We start from the raw sequence: 19,353 nt of genomic DNA, 5'->3' as shown, positions 1-19,353 counted from the left end.
TGCTGATGTAAGAATAACCTGCTATTTAGTACCAAGATGCCCAAAACCAAGAAAGAAATCATCCTAGACACTGCATTAAACCTCTTTGCTGAAAAAGGGTACGATGCCACTCCCACCAGCCAGATAGCCAAAGCTGCCGGCGTATCAGAAGGACTTATTTTTAAGCATTACATCAGCAAGGAGAACCTGCTGGAGGCAGTCGTGAAAGCCGGCTACAGGCGTATTACCGAGAAGAGCAAGAAATCGGTGGAGGAGAACGACCCCGCCAAACTGATCAGCAACGTGCTGGACATGCCACAGAAACTGGTGGAGGATGAAAGGGATTTCTGGCGGATGCAGTTCCGCATGGTGGACGAGGAGGTGGCGCAGCGCCATCACCAGCGCTACCTTAACTCGGTGAAGGCAAAGCTGGTAGAGGCATTCCGTAAGCTGGGCCACCAGGAGCCGGAGCTGGAGACGGAGATCCTGATGCTGTTGGTAGAGGGCCTCTGGAGAGCCTACCTCACCAACGAGGACAAGACGCACTTTACTAAAATGCTGGACCTGACGAAGGCAAAGTTCATAAAGCAGAGCTAGCGCATAGAACCGACGTCGTTATAAACAGAAGCGCCTCCCGATTGCTACCGGGAGGCGCTTCTGTTTCAGGGCTTTGTAAAAGTACTTAGCCTTTGTAGACGATGTTGAATTTCTTTAGCTCGTCCACCGGTCCGAAGTGTTGCTTCTCGATGGTTCTGCCGCGGCGCTTCAGGTGCACCTCCACTGGGGCCATGGTTCTGGTCATGTCGGAGTTGATCACTTTTACGTAGAATTTCCTGGCTTCCTCGGAGGCGCCCTTCTCAAAGGTGTGCTTTTGCTGGTTGCCGTTTACCGGATGGCCCGGGATTACCTGGTAAGAGGTGCAAACCACTTCATACTTAGGAAGAAATGGCTTGATGATGCTAGAAGATACTTTTCTAAGTAAGCTTTTCATATGGTGAACGATTAGGGGATACTTTTCTGAAGTGCAATGTAAGGTTTTATTTCTTATTTCAAAGTATGGCACCTGCAAAAAAGTGCAATTTAGTCCCTAACTATTCTGTTTTAAATTAGGTTCATCTTTGATGCAGACAATCCTGAAAAAAGTAAGCCATGTCCCGGAAGCGCTCACGCGCAATGCAGCCTTGTTGGGAAACAGTGCAATGCGTAGTATAACTATTTGAATGTCAGGGCAGGTGTAAGGGCTACCTGTCGGCAGGCAGGGGCTTCAGGCCGCGCGTCATCTCGCGTTTGCCCGGAGGGCCGGGCAGTGCCTCCACTACAAAGCCGGCGGCTTTCAGGCTGCGCTTAAACGAGCCTTTGGCGCAGTAGGTAACCAGTATGCCGCCCGGCCGGATGGCCTTGTACAGTTTCTCAAACATGGCGTCTGACCAGAGCTCCGGCTGCTTCTCAGGGGCAAAGGCATCAAAGAATACCACATCGTAGTAGGAGTTCGGGGCCACGTACTCCTCCAGGGACTCGTGCATTTTCTGCAGCGTGAAGTAGGGGATAATATCGGTGGGCTCGTTCCAGGGCGCCGCGTGCAGCTTCAGGAAATATTCGTACAGTTCTGGATTCAGGATGATGTTTTCGTAGTGCAGCTGCTGCACCACCTCCCCGGCAAGCGGGTACTTCTCCAGCGTGTCGTACTGGATAAAAGCCTTCTTGGCCAGCGCAGACGGGAACGCAAGGATGGCATTCAGGCCGGTGCCGAAGCCGACCTCCAGCACCTTCAAATCCTTCTTCTGCTCCAGCGCATACTCCAGGCCATGCTTTATAAACACATGCTGCGACTCCTGCAGGGCCCCATGCACCGAGTGGTAGTGCTCGTTCAGTTCGGGCACGTAAAGGGTGTTGGAGCCGTCTTTCGTCTGTCGTATTTCGAGGTGCATGGTTTTTGTGTTACCTTGCAAAGGTACGCATTACTGCCTTGAGGCCGCAATATATCATAATCAGAATTTAATAAAATTATATAAGCCGGGCAGAAAAAATAAAAGTATAGCTGCAGCGGCACCCATATCATGGCACGAGTTAAAGTAGACATCCCCGCCCACACCCACTTTACGGCCCACATTCCGGTGCGCGTAACCGACCTGAACTACGGCAATCACCTCGGCAACGACGCCCTGCTCTCCATCATGCACGAGGCGCGCATGCAACTGCTAAACCACTTCGGCTGGAGCGAACTAAGTATAATCGGGGCCAGTATGATTATGGCCGATGTGGCGATAGCGTACAAAGGCGAGGGTTTTTACGGCGATGTGTTAGCTATAAGTATGGCCTTTGATGACCTGAACAAGTATGGCTTCGATATCACCTACCACATCACCAACCAAAACGGCAAGGAGGTGGCCCGCGCCAAGACCGGTATGCTGTGCTTTGATTACCAGGAGCGCAAACTAATGCCCCTGCCCGCTGAAGTAAAGGCAAAGATTGAAACTAAAGCCTGAGGATTTTTGTAATTTTGCAGTATGACTTTGATTGCAGATATAAATATCATAAACAGGAAGGATATCCGGAAGCTGACGCTGGATGACCTGAAGGCGTGGCTCGTGGAGAACGGGGAAAAGCCTTTCCGGGCCAAGCAGGTATACGAGTGGCTCTGGAAGCATTCGGCCCAGTCGTTTGCGGAGATGAACAACGTGAGCCTGGCTTTGCGCGAGAAACTAGAGCAGCACTTTGCCATTAACGCCGTGCAGGTGGCTACCGAGCAGCTGAGCAAAGACGGCACGATTAAGTCTGCCTTCAAACTGTATGACAGCAATATTGTAGAGGGCGTGCTGATTCCGCACGACGAGCGCAAAACGGCCTGCGTGAGCAGCCAGGTAGGTTGCTCGCTTACCTGTAAGTTCTGCGCCACCGGCTACATGGACCGCGTGCGCAACCTCGACGCCGCCGAGATCTACGACCAGGTGGTACGCATCAACGAGCAAAGTATCCGGCAGTATGGCCAGCCGCTCACCAACATCGTGTACATGGGCATGGGCGAGCCGATGCTCAACTACGCCAACGTGATGAAGAGCATCGAGCGCATCACGGCGCATGATGGCCTGGGCATGGCCGCGCGGCGCATCACGGTAAGCACGGCCGGTATTGCCAAGCTGATCAAGAAAATGGCCGACGATGGCGTGAAGGCTAACCTGGCCCTGTCGCTGCACGCAGCCAATGATGAGAAGCGTAACCAGATCATGCCGATCAACGAGACAAACTCGTTGGAGGCCTTGAAGGATGCCCTGAAGCACTATCACCAGGTAACCGGCCGCAAGGTAACGTATGAGTACATCGTGTTCGATAACTTTAACGATACCCTGCAAGATGCCGAAGAGCTGCTGCGCTTCTCCAAAATCATCCCGTGCAAGATCAACCTGATCGAGTATAACCCGATCGAGAACGCCGACTTTGTAAACACCGACGACGACCGCCTGCAGGCGTTTATCTATTATCTGGCCGACCGTGGCCTGCAGGTAAATGTGCGCCGCAGCCGTGGCAAGGATATCGACGCGGCCTGCGGCCAGCTGGCCGTGAAGGAGAAGCAGCCGGCGTAGTTTTCTGTAGCTCGTATTCCGTAGCATGACTTTCGCAGCCAATTAGCTAGCGCAATAATAAAATATAAAAACCGGCTCCTGCTAAATTTAGCAAGAGCCGGTTTTTATATTTTATCTATACCTGGAGTGTTACCCCTGGCGCAAGTGTCCGCTTGTGTCTCGATTAGCCGCTGCCTTCTGCAATCCGAACCAAGCTATACTTGCTAGCTCCCGTTCATCCACGGCTTTACAACCAACTTGTTCCATTTATACTTTCTGCTCTCCAGCCCGAGAGGGCTCGTCCTGGGGGTAGGGGCCCTCGATAAGGGCATCGCGCGGTGTACATTTCCTTTGCTTGACCTGCGGTCTCCGCAATTTCGCTAAAGCGAAACCGGAAATCTACAAGGCGCTCCACCCAAGGACTGGGATCAGATTCGATAGCTCCCGCCCTTGCTGTCATCTCGACCTATGGGAGAGATCTCTTTAGAATTCCGGCTAGATATCTCGCCCTGCTCGAGAGGACAACAGAAGTAGCAGAGCTCCCTCCTCTGTTCTTAGGGGAGGGTTGGGGTGGGGTGACAATTCCTCTTGGGAGGAGCGGTTTCATACTTTGTAGGGACAGGTCGCAACCTGCCCTCGCAAAGACTGTAGCTATAGAACTCATACTTGTGCTAAAGTAGTTACAGGCTCCCCTCCTTGGATAAGGAGGGGTAGGGGTGGTTGGAGCCGGACTGCAGGCAACCACTTGAAGCAAAGACAAACTGTTACAGCAGACTATTTGCCAAACAACGAACAACGAATAACTACCCCTCAAACCTACCCTCGGATTTTGGCCGGCCGGTGCCCCTGCGCTCTTCGCGCTTATCCACCACCTCGCGCTCCTCAATAAACACGGCGTGTGCCTTTGGCGTGATGCGCTGGCCATACTTATGAGCGTACTGCTGCGTAAACTCCGCCCCGAAGAACACGATCATGGAGGAGTAGTAGATCCAGACAAGTATCAGGATGATGGAGCCCGCCGCACCGTAGGCCGAGCCGGGGTCGGAGGTGCCCAGGTACCAGCTGATAAGGAATTTACCAATCGTGAAGAGCAGCGCCGTGATCAGGCCCCCGATGAGCGTGTCTTTCCAGCGGATGTAGGCATCAGGCAAATACTTCATGATCAGGGCGAAGAGCAGGGTGGTCAGACCGATGGATATCGTGAAGTCGAGAAACTTGATGAGCCATACGCTGATGTCCGGCAATAAGCGACCGAGGTAATCGCTCAGCACGGAGATAGCCGCGCTGATGACGAAGGAGATGAGCATCAGGAGCGAGATGCTCAGGATAAGCCCGAAGGAGAACATTCGCTCCTTGGCCATGCGCAGGATGCCGCTGGTGGGCTTTACTTTCAGGTTCCAGACGCTGTTAAGCGACTGTTGCAGGGTAACAAAGAAAGTGGTGGCGGCAAAAACGAGCGTACCGATGCCCACCCACATGGCCCATCCTGTGGATTCGGTCGTGCTGGCGTTCTGCACCATGGTTTGGATAGAGGAAGCCGCTTCCGGGCTGATGGCCGCGGACGCCTGCTCCTCCAGCTTGCCCGACACGGCCTTCTCGCCAAAGAAGAACCCCGCCGCCTTAATGATGATGAGCAGCAGCGGGGGAATGGAGAAAATAGCATTGAAGGCGAGCGCCGCCGCCAGCCGCAGCGCGTTAGCATCCAGGAAGCCATTAACAGAGATTTTGAGCAGCTGGAAAATTCCTCTAGGTGTATATTTGGCCATAGGGCATATTTGTCGTCTCTGGTGTGGCTTAAACTACGCAGCGCCTTTACGTTGGGTTGGTATACCCTTGCCGGCAAGCCTTTAGGAGCATCCTGTGCCAGTATAAATCCGTACACGGGAGCGCAAATAAACACGTACGCTTATGCTCCTTCGATACCTGCTAAAACCACTGCTCCTGTGTCTGGTGCTGTTACCCCTCTCCTGCGCACAATCCCCTGAAGAAAAAGCCCAGCGTATTGCCCGGGAGGTGATAGACAATATGGGCGGCGAAGAAGGCTGGAAGGATACCCGCTACCTCGCCTGGACCTTCAATGACCAGTATCAGGTGTGGGACAAGCAGCAGAACAGCTTCCGCTGGGAGAAAGACAGCCTGGTGGCCATCATCAACACCGAAACCAAGGATGGCAAAGTATACGCAGACGGCAAGGAGCTGCAGGGCCCGGAGGAGAAGCAAAAGCTGCTGGAGCGCGCCTATGCCCTCTGGATAAACAACTCCTACTGGCTCGTGATGCCCTTTAAGCTACTGGACCCCGGCGTTAATCTGACTTATTTAGGCGAGGAAGAAACCATGGACGGAGCCCCGGCTGATGTGTTGGAGATGACCTTTGCGCAGGTGGGGCTGACGCCCCAGAACAAGTATAAAGTATGGGTGGATAAGGAGCAGGGGCTGGTAACGCAATGGGCCTTCTTCCGGAGCGCTGAGGATGCCGAGCCCTCCTTTACCCGCCGCTGGAGCGATTACAGTGACTACGGAAGTATAAAACTGGCCTCCGACCGCAGCAACTCCCAAAGCGATTTCGTGCTGACCGACATAGCCGCCCCCGCCACGGTGCCGGAAGAGGTCTTTAACAGCCCCAGGCCAATCGGAAAGCTCTGATTCTTGACAAAAGACGAAAGGCGTATCACGTATCCTTGACAAATGACCATTAGACAAAGGACAAAGGACTTCTTCCGGGCAAAGTAATCCCTTTGTCTTTTGTCACACAGTCTTTTGTCGTGCTACGTGATACGCAGCTAGAGCTTATCTACTGTAGCAGTTAGCGTGCCTCTGGCATTTACCACGGCTTTTATGCCATCCTGGGTCAGGTACAGGTTATCCGGGGCGATGTGGTTTATACTTCCGCGCAGCAGCACCGACTCGTGCACACGGGCCTGCTTATCCAGCGTGGCCTGCAGCATTTTGCGGGCGTTCTCCAGTTCATGCTGCACCGGTATACTTACCTGCTGCTGTATCATCTCCTCAAACTTGTTCTGGGCCAGCCAGCTGGCAGTGCTCAAGATTCTGTCTTTCGTGTCGAGGTCGTAGGCCACGTCGCGCACCCGGATGGAGGCAGTCTCGGCATCGTAGTAGGGCGTGCCGCGCAGGTATACTTTGCCCTCTATCTTCTTTATGAAAATACCGGCCTTGGTCTTGCCTTTCACGTCCAGCATCAGCACCAGCTGGTTGCCGCCGGGCGTAATGGCCGCCTCGTTTACCGTAATCTCACTCTTGCCACCATCGAAAGTATACGTTTGCCTGGCCACCTGCTCCTGCAGCATTTTGCTGGCATGGGCGTAGGGTATGCTGGCCGTTAAACCGATCTGTACGTCGTCACTCATGCGGCTATCCACGATCAGCCTGGGCAGAGTTCGGTTTACCTGCACCTGCGGCTTACCGTCGGTGGTAACGGTAATGTAGGAGGTAATGCCGAGGCGGGTGTTCAAATGGCCGTTGTGAGCTTGCAGCGGCGCCATGCGTATCTCCTGCGGCACCACCGTAAGCCAGGCATTCAGGTTATCGTCGAGTTTTACGGGCTGCTGCAGCTGCTGCCATGCCTCCGCAATATACTGCTTCACGTTCAGGCGGTTCTGTAGCTCCGTGTCCAGTTGCCTCGATATCTTGCTCATTTGCTGGCGCAGCGCCGGCTCCACAAAACGCGCCAGGCCAATGCGCAGTGGTCCCAGCTCGATTACGGGCTTGGTGTTGCCCCACTCAAAGTCGCCGCTCGTGATGGTGTTGATCTTGTAATCCTCCGTCAGGCCGATTTTGCTCTCGGTCTTGATGATCATGTCGAAGGAGGTGTCCTCGGTCTTGTCGATGGAAGGACAGATCTTACACGGGTCCCACTTCCAGCGGCCTTTGGCGTAGATGCGCAGCGGCACTGAGAAGTATACTTTGTCCTTGTCGGCGCGCATGCTCAGGTTGCCGTTCCGGGCCACCGTCACGGCCAGGTTGTCGTCGCTGAGATTGGTGTCTTTGTAGAGGATGTCGGCGATCTCCTGGTTCAGCCTGCCCTCCAGGGCGGCTACGGAGATGGAAATGGGCACGGTAACTGACGATAGCTGTGGCTTATACACAGGAATCGCCGCGGCTGTGGCGGCAGGAGCAGCCGGGTCGAGTTGCTCGGTGCTGGAGCAGCCAGGTAGGCCGAAGCCGGAGGCCACGAGCAGAAGCAGCACAGGAAGTGTACGGAGAGTTCTTAGGGTCACGTTTAGCTGGTTAAAAAAGCGGCGCAAGGTAGCACAGGTTTTCCTTAACAGCTACAGGGCAAAGGTCGTTCCGAAAAAAAGGAAGGGTCAGGAAAGTTGCAACAGCCTGCGCAGCATTTCCCGCAGCTCTTCCTCGGTGGCGGCGATGCCGCAGTCGGTCAGGGTGCCGTTGTGGTAGGTGGCAAAAAAAGGGGTGCCTTTCAGCTTCACCTCCCGGCTCGACACGGGGTTCTCCTTCGCATCCATCCGCAGGAAGGAGATCTCTTGATACACAGGTTCTTCTGAGATCTTTCTATACTTCGGTTCCAGCGCCTTGCACACGGGGCAGTCCTTAGCTGTAAACTTCACAATTACCTTACTTCTCTCGAATATTATTTTCCTTAGTTCGTTGTCGTTTGATTCTGTTACCATCATAGTTTGTTTTCATCAGTGGCGCCACAGGTGCAGGTAGTATAGACGTGTTCTTTGAAATATGGGTTAAGGCAGATATTAGCCTAGGCCGGGAATGGGCAGGGAAATAAATAAAGAAGGGCAGCAAACTGAATTGCCGCCCTTGCTCCGGAAACCGCTTCTCTTTAGAAGGCAAAGCCAATCCTTAAGTTGCCATTCGTAAAGGTTCTAAAATCAAGTCCATAATGCCCCTCTGAGTTGATGTTACGTGTAAAGTCATCTTTATACTTTACTTCCACATCGGCATAGTTCAGGTAGCTTAAGCCTATGCCTGCCTCAAAGCCTACATAAAAGTTTTTTACAATATAGAGGTCCACTCCCGCAAGCCCGTTTACACCGGCAGAGAAGTAGGAGCGGTTGTAGTTTCCGTATACGCCAGGGGAGTCTGCCCCCTTCGCCTCCACCTGGTCATCCTTGTAGCTTTTGGTGCTAACGGCGATCGGGACAGCAAAACCCAGGTACGGAGAGAGTCTTCTGGTCCTCCCAAAATGTTTCTCAAAGCCAGGGGCAAAACTTAAGGTAAGGTTGGAACTGCTAGCATCTTCAGCAGGCTTTGTGTAGCTGTAGGATATGCCTGTAGTATAGCGTAGTGCCACTTGCTCAGACTTGAACTTGCGGAACTTTATTTGTGTGGAGGGACCTCCGGAAAAGTTCAGGGTTGCTTCCAGGGTCTTGTTGCCGGCAACAGGTTTTAGGGTTTCTTCCTCTACAGTTTGTGCGTGGGCAGCAAAGGAGAGGCCGCAGGCAAGAGCCAGCAGGGCAAGTTTGTTTTTCATGATTATTTAAATATTTAGTTATGAATATCTAAATATATCACTTTCTTATATTAGAACAAATCTATGAAGCTGACCCCAAGCCAAGTGTCCACTTTTTATACTTCACTTCCGCCTGGTAGAGTGCCTGCGCCAGTTCGTTGTCGTCCTTGTATTGCAGCTGCGTTAGCAGCCGGTATTCTACCCGCACCTCCAGCTGCTGCTGCGCGAAAGGCCAAGGTTCCACGTGTACCGTTCCGGCTTGCAGCTGCCTTACAAAGTATGGCTTCCCATCCGGGCCCGTGGTTATTTCCAGCGCGCGTTCATCGGCGGGAAGTTCGTTGCGGCAAAGTATAAGCGAAAGGCGGTCGCACCACTGCATGATGGCGTAGGCCTGTCGAGCTTGTTTTTGAGTGATGCCGAGGCTGCGGCGGCAGTTTTGCTGTAGCGCCTGCTGTTCATCCAGAAAGGTGTCGGTGCCTTTGCGCTCGCCGCGGCGGGGCTCGTAGAGGTAGCTCATGTGCATGGAGGTGAGCAGCGCCACCCATCTCCCCTGGAAGCGCACTGCATGCATCAGCGCCCTGGCCTGCTCCAACGTGTTGGGCTGCAGCATGAAGTCGGCGGGAGCGCCGGCAGGTGTCAGCCCATCCTTGCCGCGCCAGGTGCGCTGGCGGTTGTCGTGGTTCGCGATAGCCACGAGCGTCTCTACCCAATGTGCACACTGCAGCTCCGGCTTCAGTTGGTAGGCCAGCTCCGCGGCCAGTATGCCGTGCGCCTGCTGGTAAATCACCTCCCAGCCTTCGGGTATCTGGTTTACGATCATAGATCAGGGTTTACGGGATTTAAGGATGATCAGGACGTTGCTAGCGGCAGATTAGTGCGGTGTACTACCTTGGGGCCTCAGAACTGCGTATCCATCCACCCTTTTCACCCCTCCCCAGCCCTCCCCTAAAAACAGGGGAGGGAGCTCGGTAACTGCTCATAATAAAGTATAAGTTTCATAGCGGCTGTTCTCGCGCGGACAGGTCACGACCTGTCCCTACAAGTATAAACCCACCCCTAGCCCCTCCCGAGAGGGGAATTCAGCACTTATTATACTTTATTGTCATCTCGAGCAGGGCGAGAGCTCTATCGGGAATTCTAAAGAGAGCTCTCCCATAGGTCGAGATGACAGTAAAGCAGCGGCTATCGAATCTGATCCCAGTCCTTGGGTTGAGCGCCTTGTGAGATCCGGTGCCCGCAGGGCAGCGCCTTGGCGCAGGAGGGAGCACAGCGCGATGCCCGAGGACGAGCCCTCTCGGGCTTGAGAGCTCCAAAGTATAGGTGCAACGATAGGTTTGTAAAGCTGGGGGATCAGCAGCGGCTAGCAAGTATAGCTTATGTCAAGTTGAAAGAAGCAGCGGCTAATCGAGACACAGGCGGACGCTTACTCCAGCAAAAGACAAACCATACAAAAGCAAAAGGCGATGCTGCTGCACCGCCTTCTCTTAGGGTTTATACTTTTAGAACCGAAGTTATACAGCCTGCTCCTGTTTTATCTTTTTCAGGTTCACCAGCATGTCCTCGGTCATGGCATCCAGATCGTATGCCGGGTTCCAGCCCCAATCCTGCTGGGCGGCGCTGTCGTCTATACTTTGCGGCCAAGAGTCGGCGATCTGCTGGCGAGAGTCCGGCTTATAGGCAATCTCGAACCCGGGGATATGCTTCCGGATAGAGGCGGCAATCTCCTTCGGGGAGAAGCTCATGGCGCTCAGGTTGTAGGAGTCGCGCACTTTTATCTGCTCTGCCGGGGCGTGCATCAGGTCCAGGGTAGCTTTCAGGGCGTCTGGCATGTACATCATCGGCAGATAGGTGTCTTCGCTCAGGAAGCATTCGAAAACTTCTCCTTCCAGGGCTTTGTGATAGATGTCCACAGCGTAATCGGTTGTTCCGCCGCCCGGCAGGGCTTTGTAGCCGATCAGGCCGGGGTAGCGGAGGCTGCGCACATCCAGGCCATACTTCTGGAAGTAATACTCGCACCAGCGTTCACCAGCCTGCTTGCTGATACCGTATACGGTGTTCGGGTCCATCACGGTCTGCTGCGGCGTATGCTGGCGCGGCGTGCTCGGGCCGAAAACAGCAATAGAGCTTGGCCAGTATATGCGTTCCACTTTCTGCTCCAGGGCCAGGTCCAGCACGTTAAAGAGGCCGTCCATGTTCAGCTTCCAGGCGAACTTGGGGTTCTTCTCGCCGGTGGCCGACAACACAGCCGCCAGGTGGTAAATATGCCTGAATTTATACTTTGATGCTAACCCGGCCAGCACGTTTGTGTCCAGCACGTCTACCTTTTCAAAAGGACCTGAGTCGCGCAGGTCGGCTTGCTTGGGAGCCGCAATGTCTGCTGCCACCACGTTTGCATCCCCATACATCCTGCGCAGCTCCATCGTTAGTTCAGAGCCCAGCTGCCCGCAGGCACCAATCACCAATACCGTGTCACTTGTGTTTGCCATAGCGAATAAAAATCTTTGCACAAAGTAACCGAATTCGGTACAATCCTGAAAGTATACTTGCCAAGAAAGCTTTTGCTCCAGCAGGTATGGAAAGCAAAGAAGCCGCAAACTCCGGGTCCGCGGCCTCTTCATCAACCTAATTAACTAACTAACCTTTATTTCACCTTGGCAACAAAGGTAAAACAGCTTTGGGGCGGCTGAAAGAGGGAAGGGCAGAGTTAATGATTAGATAACCCCGCGTAAAGTATAGGTAACCTTTGCCCGGCGTGGCAGGCGGATTTTCTTATATTTGTAGGGATGCCGGTACAAAGCAACGCGCAGGTAGCCATTTTGAGCCTGAAAACGTAACTTGCGGCACCAAAGGCCTGTAACGTATGACATTTGAGGAGTTTCTGGTAAAAAAGCGGATAAGCAAGGCGGCCTTTGAGGCGGCTGATCCGGGGCGCTTTGCGGCCTGGCAGGAAATGTACGCCCAGATGCATCCGAACAGCTTCCTGGTGCAGGTGAAGATGGTGCTGAACGATGTGCGCCTGCGTTACCACCTGGCCGAGGCAGATATTCTCAAGCCAGCGCCGGCCGCCGCTGCCCGTCCGGCCGCAGTACGCAGGGCTGTTGCGCCCAAGCCTGCCACGGAGGAAGCTGCCGCCTCCGAAGAAAGTATGCCCAAGCCAAGGCCAGTGTTGCGCCGACCTGCCGTTGTGCAGAAGCCGGCGGAGGGTGAGGCCACAGAAAAGCCGGCAGAAGCAGCCGATGCAGCAGAGGCCAAGCCAGCCGCACGCCCAAGGCCTGTGGTGAAGCAGCCCGTTGTGCCCAAGCCAGCGGCAGAGGGAACAGAAAGTATAAAAGAGCCGGATGCATCTGAAGCTGCGAAACCAGCTGCACGGCCGAGGCCGGTGATCAAGCGGCCTGCTGCGTTGCAGCGGCCGGAGGGGGAGAGTGCTGCTGCCAAACCATCAGAGGAAAGTATAAAACCGGCTGCCGGGGAAGCGCCAGAGGCCAAGCCTGCGCGTCCGCGGCCGGTGATTAAACGCCCGGCGGCACTACAGCAGTCTGAGCCGGGAGAAGAAAAGCAGGAGCAGACTTCGGCAGAAGCCCCAGCGGAAAGTGTGGCTAAACCGCCTCGGCCACGGCCAGTGATAAAAAGGCCAACCGCCTTGCAGCAACCGGAAGAGGAGACGCCAACGCCTGAAGAAACACCGGTACAGCCAACCGAAGAGGCTACAGCAAAGCCGCTCCGCCCGAGGCCGGTGATCAAGAGGCCGGTGGCCCTGCAGCAGCCAAAAGAGGAGGCGCCGAAGGAGGATCAAAGTATAAAAGAGGCATCTGCACCTGCAGGGGAAGATAAACCAAAGTCTCCGCGTCCGCGACCTGTGATCAAACGGCCTGTGGCGTTGCAAAAACCAGCTACGGAGGCATCAGAAACAGAAAGTACAAGTATAAATCCGCCTGAAAAGGAGGCAGAGCAGCCGCAGGAGCCAAGCCAGGAGCAGCCAAAGCCGAAGCCCCCCAGGCCAAGGCCCATCATGCGCAGGCCACCGGCAAAGCCCGATGAGACCGGCGACGCCACCGGCCTATAGATCATACTTTAAGAAAAGCCAACAACGAGCAACGTATAACGATAAACGAGACTATGTACGAGACCTTAAAACCAGACTTAGAACAGCAGCTTGCCGAGATAAAAGAGGCAGGGTTGTATAAACAAGAGCGTATCATCACCACGCCGCAGGGCGCTGATATCGATACCACGCAGATGCATCACGTGCTTAACTTCTGCGCCAACAACTACCTGGGGCTGTCGGCGCACCCGAAGGTAGTGGAGGCGGCCAAGCAGGCTATCGACACACACGGTTACGGCATGAGTTCGGTACGTTTTATTTGCGGCACCCAGAATATCCACAAAGAGCTAGAGCGCAAGATATCGGAGTTCTTGGGCACCGAGGATACCATCTTGTACGCGGCCGCTTTCGATGCCAACGGTGGTGTTTTCGAGCCTTTGTTTGATGCAGAATCAGCCATTATTTCCGATGCCCTGAACCACGCCTCTATCATTGATGGGGTGCGTCTGTGCAAGGCGCAGCGTTTCCGCTACGAGCACAATAACATGGCCGACCTGGAGGCGAAGCTGCAGGAGGCTGTGAACGCCAATACCAAGCACCGCATCATTGTGACGGACGGCTCTTTCTCGATGGATGGAACGGTGGCTCAGCTGGATAAGATTGTAGCACTGGCCGATAAGTATAATGCCCTGATCATGGTGGATGATTCCCACTCGACCGGCTTTATGGGCAAGACCGGCCGTGGCGTGCACGAGTATCATAACGTGATGGGCAAGATCGATATCATCACGGGCACACTGGGCAAAGCCCTGGGCGGCGCGATGGGTGGCTTCACGTCAGGTCACAAGGAGATCATCGATATGCTGCGCCAGCGTTCGCGCCCCTACCTGTTCTCTAACTCACTGGCGCCATCTATTGTGGGTGCCTCTATTGCGGTGCTGGACATGCTGAGCTCTACCACCGAACTGCGCGACAAGCTGGAGTGGAACACCAAGTACTTCCGCGAGCAGATCACTATGGCAGGTTTTGACATTAAGCCAGGTGACCATCCGATTGTGCCGGTGATGCTGTACGATGCCCCGCTGGCGCAGGAGTTTGCTGCCCGCATGCTCGACAGAGGCATCTATGTGATCGGCTTCTACTACCCGGTGGTGCCGAAAGGCCAGGCCCGAATCCGTGTGCAGTTATCCGCCGTGCACGACAAGGAGCACATCGACAAATGTATCGCTGCTTTCGTGGCAGTAGGCAAAGAACTGGGCGTGATCAAGTAAGTATACACCCACGTTAAAGTATAGAAAAGCCACTCCTGCCATGGGAGTGGCTTTATTTTTTTATACCTTGTGCCGAACTCAGGATACATCAGAAGTATGAATAACATCAAGATAAAGCCGGGGCAAGTACTATTGGGGACCGTGTTGTCGTGGATGGTGATCTCCTTTCTGGCCTATACCACGGCCGGGCTGCGCGGGGAGGCCGACATTGTGTACACGCTGCTACAGATCGCGTTCTACTTCTCGTTGCTGCTGTCGGTGGAGGCGTACCTGAGCATGCTGCTGAACCCGCAGTGGACCCGCGTAAACTTCGGCACCATTCTGCTGCTGATCGCGCCGGCGCTGCTGTACCTGATGTGGTTTGTAAGCGAAATCCTGTTCTAGCCCATGGAGCTGCTTGCACGTAACCCCGAGATTTTCCTGCTGGTCACGCTGAACTACCTGTTGGTTGCCGTGGCGCTTATCCATCTCATCTTTAAGTCTGATTACCCGGTAGGCTCCCGCCTTATCTGGATGGCTATACTATGGCTGGTGCCGGCGCTCGGCATTGCCCTTTATTGGCTAGTGTGGTACAGGAGGGAGGGAAGGATTTAAAGTATGAGTTGAGGAGTTTGGGAGTTAGAGAGTTATAGAGACGCCATGCGTTGCGCCTTTACAGTTAGGAAGTTAGAAAGTATAAATGCCTGGCGCCAGTATCCAACCGGTGACGCACAGTGGGCGGCGAGTCTCCAGACTCGCTTGTGTCTGTTGCACCAAGGCAGGCCACTCTTTATACTTACACGCTGCTGCCGCCTGTTCTGGCTTGTTCGGGAGAGTAGCTTCGATAAACTCTTCTCTTAAAGTATAAAGCATACCTATACCGTGGTGCTCACGGATTTCTCGGAGGCTGCCACAGCTGGTTTCTGGTCGGTGTCGAACAGGAACTGATTGAGCTTGACGCGCAGGTCGGCGGATGAAAGGTTGCGGTAGGCCTCTCCGTTACGCACTAGGGCAATCTGCCCCGTTTCTTCGGAAACGACCAGCACAATGCTGTCGGTGATCTCGGTAAGCCCGATGGCGGCGCGGTGGCGCAGGCCCATGGAGGCCGGGATCTCCTGGTTTTCTGAAACGGGAAGGATACAGCGGGCCGCTTTGATGCGGTTGCCCGAGATGATGACGGCGCCATCGTGCAGCGGGCTGTGCTTGTTGAAGATGGACAAGAGGAGGCGCTTCGATATCACGGCATCAATCAAGTCGCCCGACTCGGCGTAGTACTTCAGCTCGGAGCTTTTGGCGAACACGATAAGGGCACCGGTGTTCTTGCCTGCCAACGATTTGGCAGCCTCAATGAAAGGCGTCAGACTCAGTTTCTCGCTCTGCTCACGGCGCCAGGCAAAGCCCCAGAAACGGTCGTGGTTGAGGGAGGTGGTTTTGCCGATCAGCAGCAGGAAGCGCCGTATCTCGGGCTGGAAAAGTATGATGGCGGCTAGCACACCCACGCCCATGAACTGGCCAAGTATAATGGTTAGCAGTTCCATGCCCGCGGCACGCACCACCAGGTATAAAAGGTACACCGACAGCAGGCCCAGGAAGATCTTTAGCGCCACACTGCCCGTCAGTAGCTTGTACAACTGGTACAGCAGCGCCGTAACAAGCAGGATGTCGATTATTTCGGTCCATCCGATCTCTAAAAACCCTATGCTGAATAAAAAGATCAAAGTTTAGTCTTTTCTAAAAGTATAATAGTTTGCTTAGTTTCTTTTACGTCGTGCACTCGCAAAATGTCGGCACCTTTCATCAACGCCACCGTGTTCACGGCTATTGTGCCCGTCAGGGCATCGGCCTGGTGTATGCCCAGCGATTTGTATACCATGGACTTGCGCGACAGCCCGGCCAGTACGGGCAGGCCTAAGATACGGAAATCCTCCATGTGGCGCAGCAGCTCGAAGTTTTGTTCCACGGTTTTGGCAAACCCGAAGCCCGGGTCCAGGATCACGTCCCGCACACCTAGCTGCTGAAGTTTGGCGAGTTGCACCTGCAGCTCGCTAAGCACGTCTACCACCAGGTTATCATACTTTGTAAGGCTTGCCATGGTCTGCGGAGTTCCCCGCATGTGCATTAAGATGTAAGGCACCTGCAGCCGGGCGATGGTCTCGAACATGGTATTGTCCAATAAGCCGCCGCCAACATCGTTGATGATGTGGGCACCGGCGGCTATACTTGCCTCGGCCACGTCGGCCCTAAACGTATCTACGGAAATAATGGCCTCCGGGAAGCTGCGGTGTATGGCCTCAATGGCCGGCAGAATACGGTCCTGCTCCTCCTGCGCCGATACCTCTGCCGCGCCGGGGCGGGTACTGTAGCCGCCAATATCCAGCATGTCAGCGCCGTCGGCCAGCATCTGTTCTGCCTTGCGCACAGCCTCTTCGGCGGAGCTCAGGCGGCTACCGGGGAAAAAGGAATCCGGGGTAAGGTTCAGGATGCCCATCACGAGCGGCACCTCCAGCGAGAGCAGCTTTCCGCGACAGTTTAGTGTGGAATTTTTCTTAAAAAGCGTATCTTTCGCTTCCAATGTTGGCATGTAAGTCAATTGTTTTTAAAATTAAAGCTAAAAAGTTGATTAGTCAAACACTGCAGGAATATAATCAGGTAGTACAACGCTGCAAGGATACCTTCGTGAAGAAGACCAAGGATTACGGCACCGCCTGGCGTGTGCTGCGGCTGCCTTCCATCACCGATCAGATCTTCATCAAGGCCCAGCGCATCCGCTCCATCCAGGAGAAGGGCACGCAACTGGTGGCCGACGATATCAACGGCGAGTTTGTCGGCATCATCAACTATAGCGTGATCGCGCTGATGCAGCTGAACCTGCCCGCCGACGCCCCGCTGAGCCTTTCGGCGGAGGAGGTGGAGCGGGAGTATAGCCGCCACATCGAGGAGAACATCCAACTGCTGAACGCCAAGAACCACGACTACGGCGAGGCCTGGCGCGACATGCGCGTGAGCTCCATCACCGACATTATCCTGATGAAGCTCTACCGCACCAAGCAGATCGAGGACAACGAGGGGCAGACGTTGATCTCTGAGGGTGTGGAGGCCAACTACCGTGACATGATCAACTATGCCGTGTTTGCGCTCATAAAGTCAGGATTTGCGGAGAAGGTCGGCTAAGGTACGAGCTGCAAGCTCGCACCAGCGGTAGGTGGTTGGATACACAAGTATAACTTTCTAACCTTCTAACTTCCTAACCCTAAAGTCGCAAGTGTTGCGTCTCTGCAACTCCCAAACTCCTAAATTCTTTAACTCCCAAACTCTCTAACTCCCAAGGTTGATGAAGTTCATAAGTAATATTTTCTGGCTGTTTGTAGCCGTGCTGTTCATTTTTTCAGGGCTGATTAAGATAAATGACCCAGTGGGTACGGCGATTAAACTGGAAGAGTATTTTGAGGTGTTCTCGCAGGATATCGCGCCCTTCTTCAAGAGCTTTGAGCCCTACTCGCTGTTTTTGTCCATCTTCCTGAGCGCGGCCGAGATCGTGCTGGGCGTGGCGCTGCTGGTGCGGTTCAAACTCAAGGCGGTGCTGTGGTTGCTGCTCGTCATGATCGTGTTCTTCACCTTCCTCACCTTTTACTCTGCCTACTTTAACAAAGTAACCGACTGCGGCTGCTTCGGCGACGCCATCAAGCTGACACCGTGGGAGTCGTTCACGAAGGACGTGGTGCTGCTGGTGATGATCCTGGTGCTGCTGTTTACGCAACAGTACCTGCAACCCTTCATGCGCGCCTCTTCCGGAGCTATTATCACCATCATCACCACAGCGCTGTCGGTGGCGGTGGGCTGGTACGCCTACGAGCACCTGCCCTACATCGACTTTAGGGCCTACAAAGTGGGCAACGATATCCCTGCGCTCATGCAGCCATCGGAGCCGCTGCGCTACAAGTATATCATGACAAAGGGCGGCCAGGACGAGGAGTTTGAGGAATACCCGATGGACACCACCTATACTTACAAGGCGATGGTGGCCATAAACCCGGAGGCAGGCCCTAAGATCACCGACTTTAACGTATGGAACGACGAGGCTGACCATACGCAGGAGGTGCTGACGGGTAAGAAACTGCTGATCATAGTGCACAGTGTGCACAAGGCTGAGCAGGAGAACATGGGCGATATTAATAAGCTGGTAAAGGCCGCCGAGGCGGCGGGCATTACACCGTTGGTGGTAACCAGCAGCAGTGCCGCCGACTTTGAAAAGTTCCGCCACGAGGTGAACCTGGCTGTGCCCTATTACTTCGGTGACGACACCGTGCTTAAGACCATTATCCGCTCCAGCCCCGGCCTTGTGCTGCTGCAGGACGGCACCGTAAAAGGCAAATGGCACCACAACGACACCCCGGAGATTGAGGAGGTGCAGGAGTTGCTGGCAGAGGAGTAGTTGGCTAGGTGCCAGGTTCTCTTTTTCCTAACAGCTCTACTCCCAAACTCTCTAACTCTCAAACTCTCTAACTTCTGATGCGGATCTTTCTGATAGGCATGATGGGCAGTGGCAAAACCACGCTGGGGCGGCGACTGGCGCAGCAGCTCGGCTATACTTTCGTGGACCTGGACGAGTACCTGGTGCAGCGGCAGGGGCAAAGCATTGCGCAGATTTTTGAGCGGCAGGGGCAGGAACACTTCCGGAAGCTGGAGCGGCAGGCGCTGGAGGAGGTGGTGCAGCAGTATGAGAAAGCTGTGATCTCCACCGGAGGTGGGGCTCCCTGCTTTTTTAATAACATCGAATACATTAACCAACATGGCAGGAGTTTCTACCTGGATGTGCCGGTAGAGCAGCTGGTGCATAGGTTGTTAGCTCAGGGGCTGGAGGCGCGCCCGCTGCTGGCGGGCAAAAGCCCCGCAGAATTAAATTTATACCTCACCGAAACATTAGCCCACCGAAAGCAGTTCTACGAACGCGCAACGTATACTTTGGCAGGGGACAACGCCATCTCCCAGCGCTTGCTGCGCCTGCTCAACTAATAGCAGACGCACCTCGTTAATAGCAGTACAAATGCAGCCCGTTCGGGCAAACTTTAAAATTTTAAGTAG

At 54.3% G+C, this 19,353-nt stretch carries 21 protein-coding genes; 11 read left to right on the top strand and 10 right to left on the bottom strand.

Annotation, left to right across the window (positions count from 1 at the left end):
- Window positions 1-36 precede the first annotated feature (36 nt).
- Complete coding sequence (locus OH144_RS16680; RefSeq protein WP_266203409.1) at window positions 37-576, top strand: TetR/AcrR family transcriptional regulator; 540 nt, start codon at window positions 37-39, stop codon at window positions 574-576.
- An 85-nt stretch (window positions 577-661) separates the two neighbouring features.
- Here OH144_RS16680 and OH144_RS16675 read toward each other — a convergent pair whose 3' ends face one another.
- Together OH144_RS16675 and mnmD are read right to left on the bottom strand one after the other, a co-directional pair.
- Window positions 662-970: a hypothetical protein gene (locus tag OH144_RS16675; RefSeq protein ID WP_266203408.1), complete on the bottom strand. Its 309-nt coding sequence runs from the start codon at window positions 968-970 to the stop codon at window positions 662-664.
- Window positions 971-1,220: 250 nt separating this feature from the next.
- Window positions 1,221-1,907 (bottom strand): tRNA (5-methylaminomethyl-2-thiouridine)(34)-methyltransferase MnmD, encoded by a 687-nt coding sequence (gene mnmD / locus OH144_RS16670; protein WP_266203407.1) that lies wholly within the window; start codon window positions 1,905-1,907, stop codon window positions 1,221-1,223.
- Window positions 1,908-2,036: 129 nt separating this feature from the next.
- Between mnmD and OH144_RS16665 the strand changes: the two genes are divergently transcribed.
- A complete protein-coding gene (locus OH144_RS16665; RefSeq protein ID WP_266203406.1) occupies window positions 2,037-2,465 on the top strand; it encodes an acyl-CoA thioesterase in 429 nt (142 codons plus the stop codon).
- Between the two features lie 21 nt (window positions 2,466-2,486).
- Window positions 2,487-3,560 carry a 23S rRNA (adenine(2503)-C(2))-methyltransferase RlmN gene (rlmN, locus tag OH144_RS16660; RefSeq protein ID WP_266203405.1) on the top strand — a complete coding sequence of 358 codons (1,074 nt, stop codon included), beginning with the start codon at window positions 2,487-2,489 and terminating at the stop codon, window positions 3,558-3,560.
- A gap of 782 nt (window positions 3,561-4,342) precedes the next feature.
- On the opposite strand, the gene OH144_RS16655 is transcribed toward rlmN, so the two are convergent.
- On the bottom strand, window positions 4,343-5,305 hold the full coding sequence (locus tag OH144_RS16655) for a YihY/virulence factor BrkB family protein (RefSeq protein WP_266203404.1): 963 nt from the start codon (window positions 5,303-5,305) through the stop codon (window positions 4,343-4,345).
- A 142-nt stretch (window positions 5,306-5,447) separates the two neighbouring features.
- Here OH144_RS16655 and OH144_RS16650 point away from each other — a divergent pair, with 142 nt between their 5' ends.
- Window positions 5,448-6,182 (top strand): hypothetical protein, encoded by a 735-nt coding sequence (locus OH144_RS16650; protein ID WP_266203403.1) that lies wholly within the window; start codon window positions 5,448-5,450, stop codon window positions 6,180-6,182.
- Window positions 6,183-6,319: 137 nt separating this feature from the next.
- On the opposite strand, the gene OH144_RS16645 is transcribed toward OH144_RS16650, so the two are convergent.
- The 5 genes from OH144_RS16645 to OH144_RS16625 all read right to left on the bottom strand — a co-directional run bounded on the left by OH144_RS16645 (window position 6,320) and on the right by OH144_RS16625 (window position 11,465).
- A complete protein-coding gene (locus tag OH144_RS16645; RefSeq protein WP_266203402.1) occupies window positions 6,320-7,774 on the bottom strand; it encodes a DUF4403 family protein in 1,455 nt (484 codons plus the stop codon).
- A gap of 87 nt (window positions 7,775-7,861) precedes the next feature.
- Window positions 7,862-8,188 carry a thioredoxin family protein gene (locus OH144_RS16640; RefSeq protein WP_266203401.1) on the bottom strand — a complete coding sequence of 109 codons (327 nt, stop codon included), beginning with the start codon at window positions 8,186-8,188 and terminating at the stop codon, window positions 7,862-7,864.
- Between the two features lie 161 nt (window positions 8,189-8,349).
- Window positions 8,350-9,000 (bottom strand): hypothetical protein, encoded by a 651-nt coding sequence (locus OH144_RS16635; protein ID WP_266203400.1) that lies wholly within the window; start codon window positions 8,998-9,000, stop codon window positions 8,350-8,352.
- A gap of 61 nt (window positions 9,001-9,061) precedes the next feature.
- Window positions 9,062-9,799 (bottom strand): DUF3891 family protein, encoded by a 738-nt coding sequence (locus tag OH144_RS16630; RefSeq protein WP_266203399.1) that lies wholly within the window; start codon window positions 9,797-9,799, stop codon window positions 9,062-9,064.
- 691 nt (window positions 9,800-10,490) lie between these two features.
- On the bottom strand, window positions 10,491-11,465 hold the full coding sequence (locus tag OH144_RS16625; RefSeq protein WP_266203398.1) for an NAD-dependent epimerase/dehydratase family protein: 975 nt from the start codon (window positions 11,463-11,465) through the stop codon (window positions 10,491-10,493).
- Between the two features lie 374 nt (window positions 11,466-11,839).
- Between OH144_RS16625 and OH144_RS16620 the strand changes: the two genes are divergently transcribed.
- From OH144_RS16620 to OH144_RS16605, 4 genes are all read left to right on the top strand, one after another.
- Window positions 11,840-13,042 (top strand): hypothetical protein, encoded by a 1,203-nt coding sequence (locus OH144_RS16620; protein WP_266203397.1) that lies wholly within the window; start codon window positions 11,840-11,842, stop codon window positions 13,040-13,042.
- 53 nt (window positions 13,043-13,095) lie between these two features.
- The gene (gene kbl / locus OH144_RS16615; protein WP_266203396.1) at window positions 13,096-14,292 is read left to right on the top strand and encodes a glycine C-acetyltransferase; all 1,197 of its coding nucleotides are present in this window, start codon (window positions 13,096-13,098) and stop codon (window positions 14,290-14,292) included.
- 96 nt (window positions 14,293-14,388) lie between these two features.
- On the top strand, window positions 14,389-14,676 hold the full coding sequence (locus OH144_RS16610) for a hypothetical protein (RefSeq protein ID WP_266203395.1): 288 nt from the start codon (window positions 14,389-14,391) through the stop codon (window positions 14,674-14,676).
- A 3-nt stretch (window positions 14,677-14,679) separates the two neighbouring features.
- Window positions 14,680-14,886: a PLDc N-terminal domain-containing protein gene (locus OH144_RS16605; RefSeq protein WP_266203394.1), complete on the top strand. Its 207-nt coding sequence runs from the start codon at window positions 14,680-14,682 to the stop codon at window positions 14,884-14,886.
- Between the two features lie 260 nt (window positions 14,887-15,146).
- Here the strand turns inward: OH144_RS16605 and cdaA are convergent, their stop codons facing one another.
- Entirely contained in the window at window positions 15,147-15,989 is an 843-nt protein-coding gene (gene cdaA / locus OH144_RS16600) for a diadenylate cyclase CdaA (protein ID WP_266203393.1), read from the bottom strand.
- Entirely contained in the window at window positions 15,986-16,852 is an 867-nt protein-coding gene (folP, locus tag OH144_RS16595) for a dihydropteroate synthase (protein ID WP_266203392.1), read from the bottom strand. The genes cdaA and folP overlap by 4 nt, the downstream gene beginning before the upstream one ends.
- Before the next feature lie 35 nt (window positions 16,853-16,887).
- On the opposite strand from folP, the gene OH144_RS16590 reads away from it, so the two are divergent.
- The 3 genes from OH144_RS16590 to OH144_RS16580 all read left to right on the top strand — a co-directional run bounded on the left by OH144_RS16590 (window position 16,888) and on the right by OH144_RS16580 (window position 19,284).
- Entirely contained in the window at window positions 16,888-17,442 is a 555-nt protein-coding gene (locus tag OH144_RS16590) for a DUF1599 domain-containing protein (protein ID WP_266203391.1), read from the top strand.
- Between the two features lie 160 nt (window positions 17,443-17,602).
- Window positions 17,603-18,703 carry a BT_3928 family protein gene (locus OH144_RS16585; protein WP_266203390.1) on the top strand — a complete coding sequence of 367 codons (1,101 nt, stop codon included), beginning with the start codon at window positions 17,603-17,605 and terminating at the stop codon, window positions 18,701-18,703.
- Between the two features lie 77 nt (window positions 18,704-18,780).
- A complete protein-coding gene (locus OH144_RS16580) occupies window positions 18,781-19,284 on the top strand; it encodes a shikimate kinase (RefSeq protein ID WP_266203389.1) in 504 nt (167 codons plus the stop codon).
- Window positions 19,285-19,353: the final 69 nt, after the last annotated feature.

It is taken from the genome of Pontibacter kalidii (assembly GCF_026278245.1).
GTDB classification, from domain to species: Bacteria; Bacteroidota; Bacteroidia; order Cytophagales; family Hymenobacteraceae; genus Pontibacter; species Pontibacter kalidii.
The sequence above is the reverse complement of the archived record's forward strand: the minus strand, read 5'-3'. Positions and strand labels throughout refer to the sequence as shown.

Bases quoted from the DNA above. Each gene is read 5' to 3' on its own strand.
- OH144_RS16640 (WP_266203401.1), bottom strand. From the start codon at position 8,188: ATGATGGTAACAGAATCAAACGACAACGAACTAAGGAAAATAATATTC.
- OH144_RS16680 (WP_266203409.1), top strand. From the start codon at position 37: ATGCCCAAAACCAAGAAAGAAATCATCCTAGACACTGCATTAAACCTC.
- folP (WP_266203392.1), bottom strand. From the start codon at position 16,852: ATGCCAACATTGGAAGCGAAAGATACGCTTTTTAAGAAAAATTCCACA.
- OH144_RS16665 (WP_266203406.1), top strand. From the start codon at position 2,037: ATGGCACGAGTTAAAGTAGACATCCCCGCCCACACCCACTTTACGGCC.
- OH144_RS16620 (WP_266203397.1), top strand. From the start codon at position 11,840: ATGACATTTGAGGAGTTTCTGGTAAAAAAGCGGATAAGCAAGGCGGCC.
- OH144_RS16610 (WP_266203395.1), top strand. From the start codon at position 14,389: ATGAATAACATCAAGATAAAGCCGGGGCAAGTACTATTGGGGACCGTG.
- OH144_RS16630 (WP_266203399.1), bottom strand. From the start codon at position 9,799: ATGATCGTAAACCAGATACCCGAAGGCTGGGAGGTGATTTACCAGCAG.
- OH144_RS16650 (WP_266203403.1), top strand. From the start codon at position 5,448: ATGCTCCTTCGATACCTGCTAAAACCACTGCTCCTGTGTCTGGTGCTG.
- mnmD (WP_266203407.1), bottom strand. From the start codon at position 1,907: ATGCACCTCGAAATACGACAGACGAAAGACGGCTCCAACACCCTTTAC.
- OH144_RS16625 (WP_266203398.1), bottom strand. From the start codon at position 11,465: ATGGCAAACACAAGTGACACGGTATTGGTGATTGGTGCCTGCGGGCAG.
- OH144_RS16675 (WP_266203408.1), bottom strand. From the start codon at position 970: ATGAAAAGCTTACTTAGAAAAGTATCTTCTAGCATCATCAAGCCATTT.
- OH144_RS16585 (WP_266203390.1), top strand. From the start codon at position 17,603: ATGAAGTTCATAAGTAATATTTTCTGGCTGTTTGTAGCCGTGCTGTTC.
- OH144_RS16605 (WP_266203394.1), top strand. From the start codon at position 14,680: ATGGAGCTGCTTGCACGTAACCCCGAGATTTTCCTGCTGGTCACGCTG.
- rlmN (WP_266203405.1), top strand. From the start codon at position 2,487: ATGACTTTGATTGCAGATATAAATATCATAAACAGGAAGGATATCCGG.
- OH144_RS16655 (WP_266203404.1), bottom strand. From the start codon at position 5,305: ATGGCCAAATATACACCTAGAGGAATTTTCCAGCTGCTCAAAATCTCT.
- kbl (WP_266203396.1), top strand. From the start codon at position 13,096: ATGTACGAGACCTTAAAACCAGACTTAGAACAGCAGCTTGCCGAGATA.
- OH144_RS16580 (WP_266203389.1), top strand. From the start codon at position 18,781: ATGCGGATCTTTCTGATAGGCATGATGGGCAGTGGCAAAACCACGCTG.
- OH144_RS16635 (WP_266203400.1), bottom strand. From the start codon at position 9,000: ATGAAAAACAAACTTGCCCTGCTGGCTCTTGCCTGCGGCCTCTCCTTT.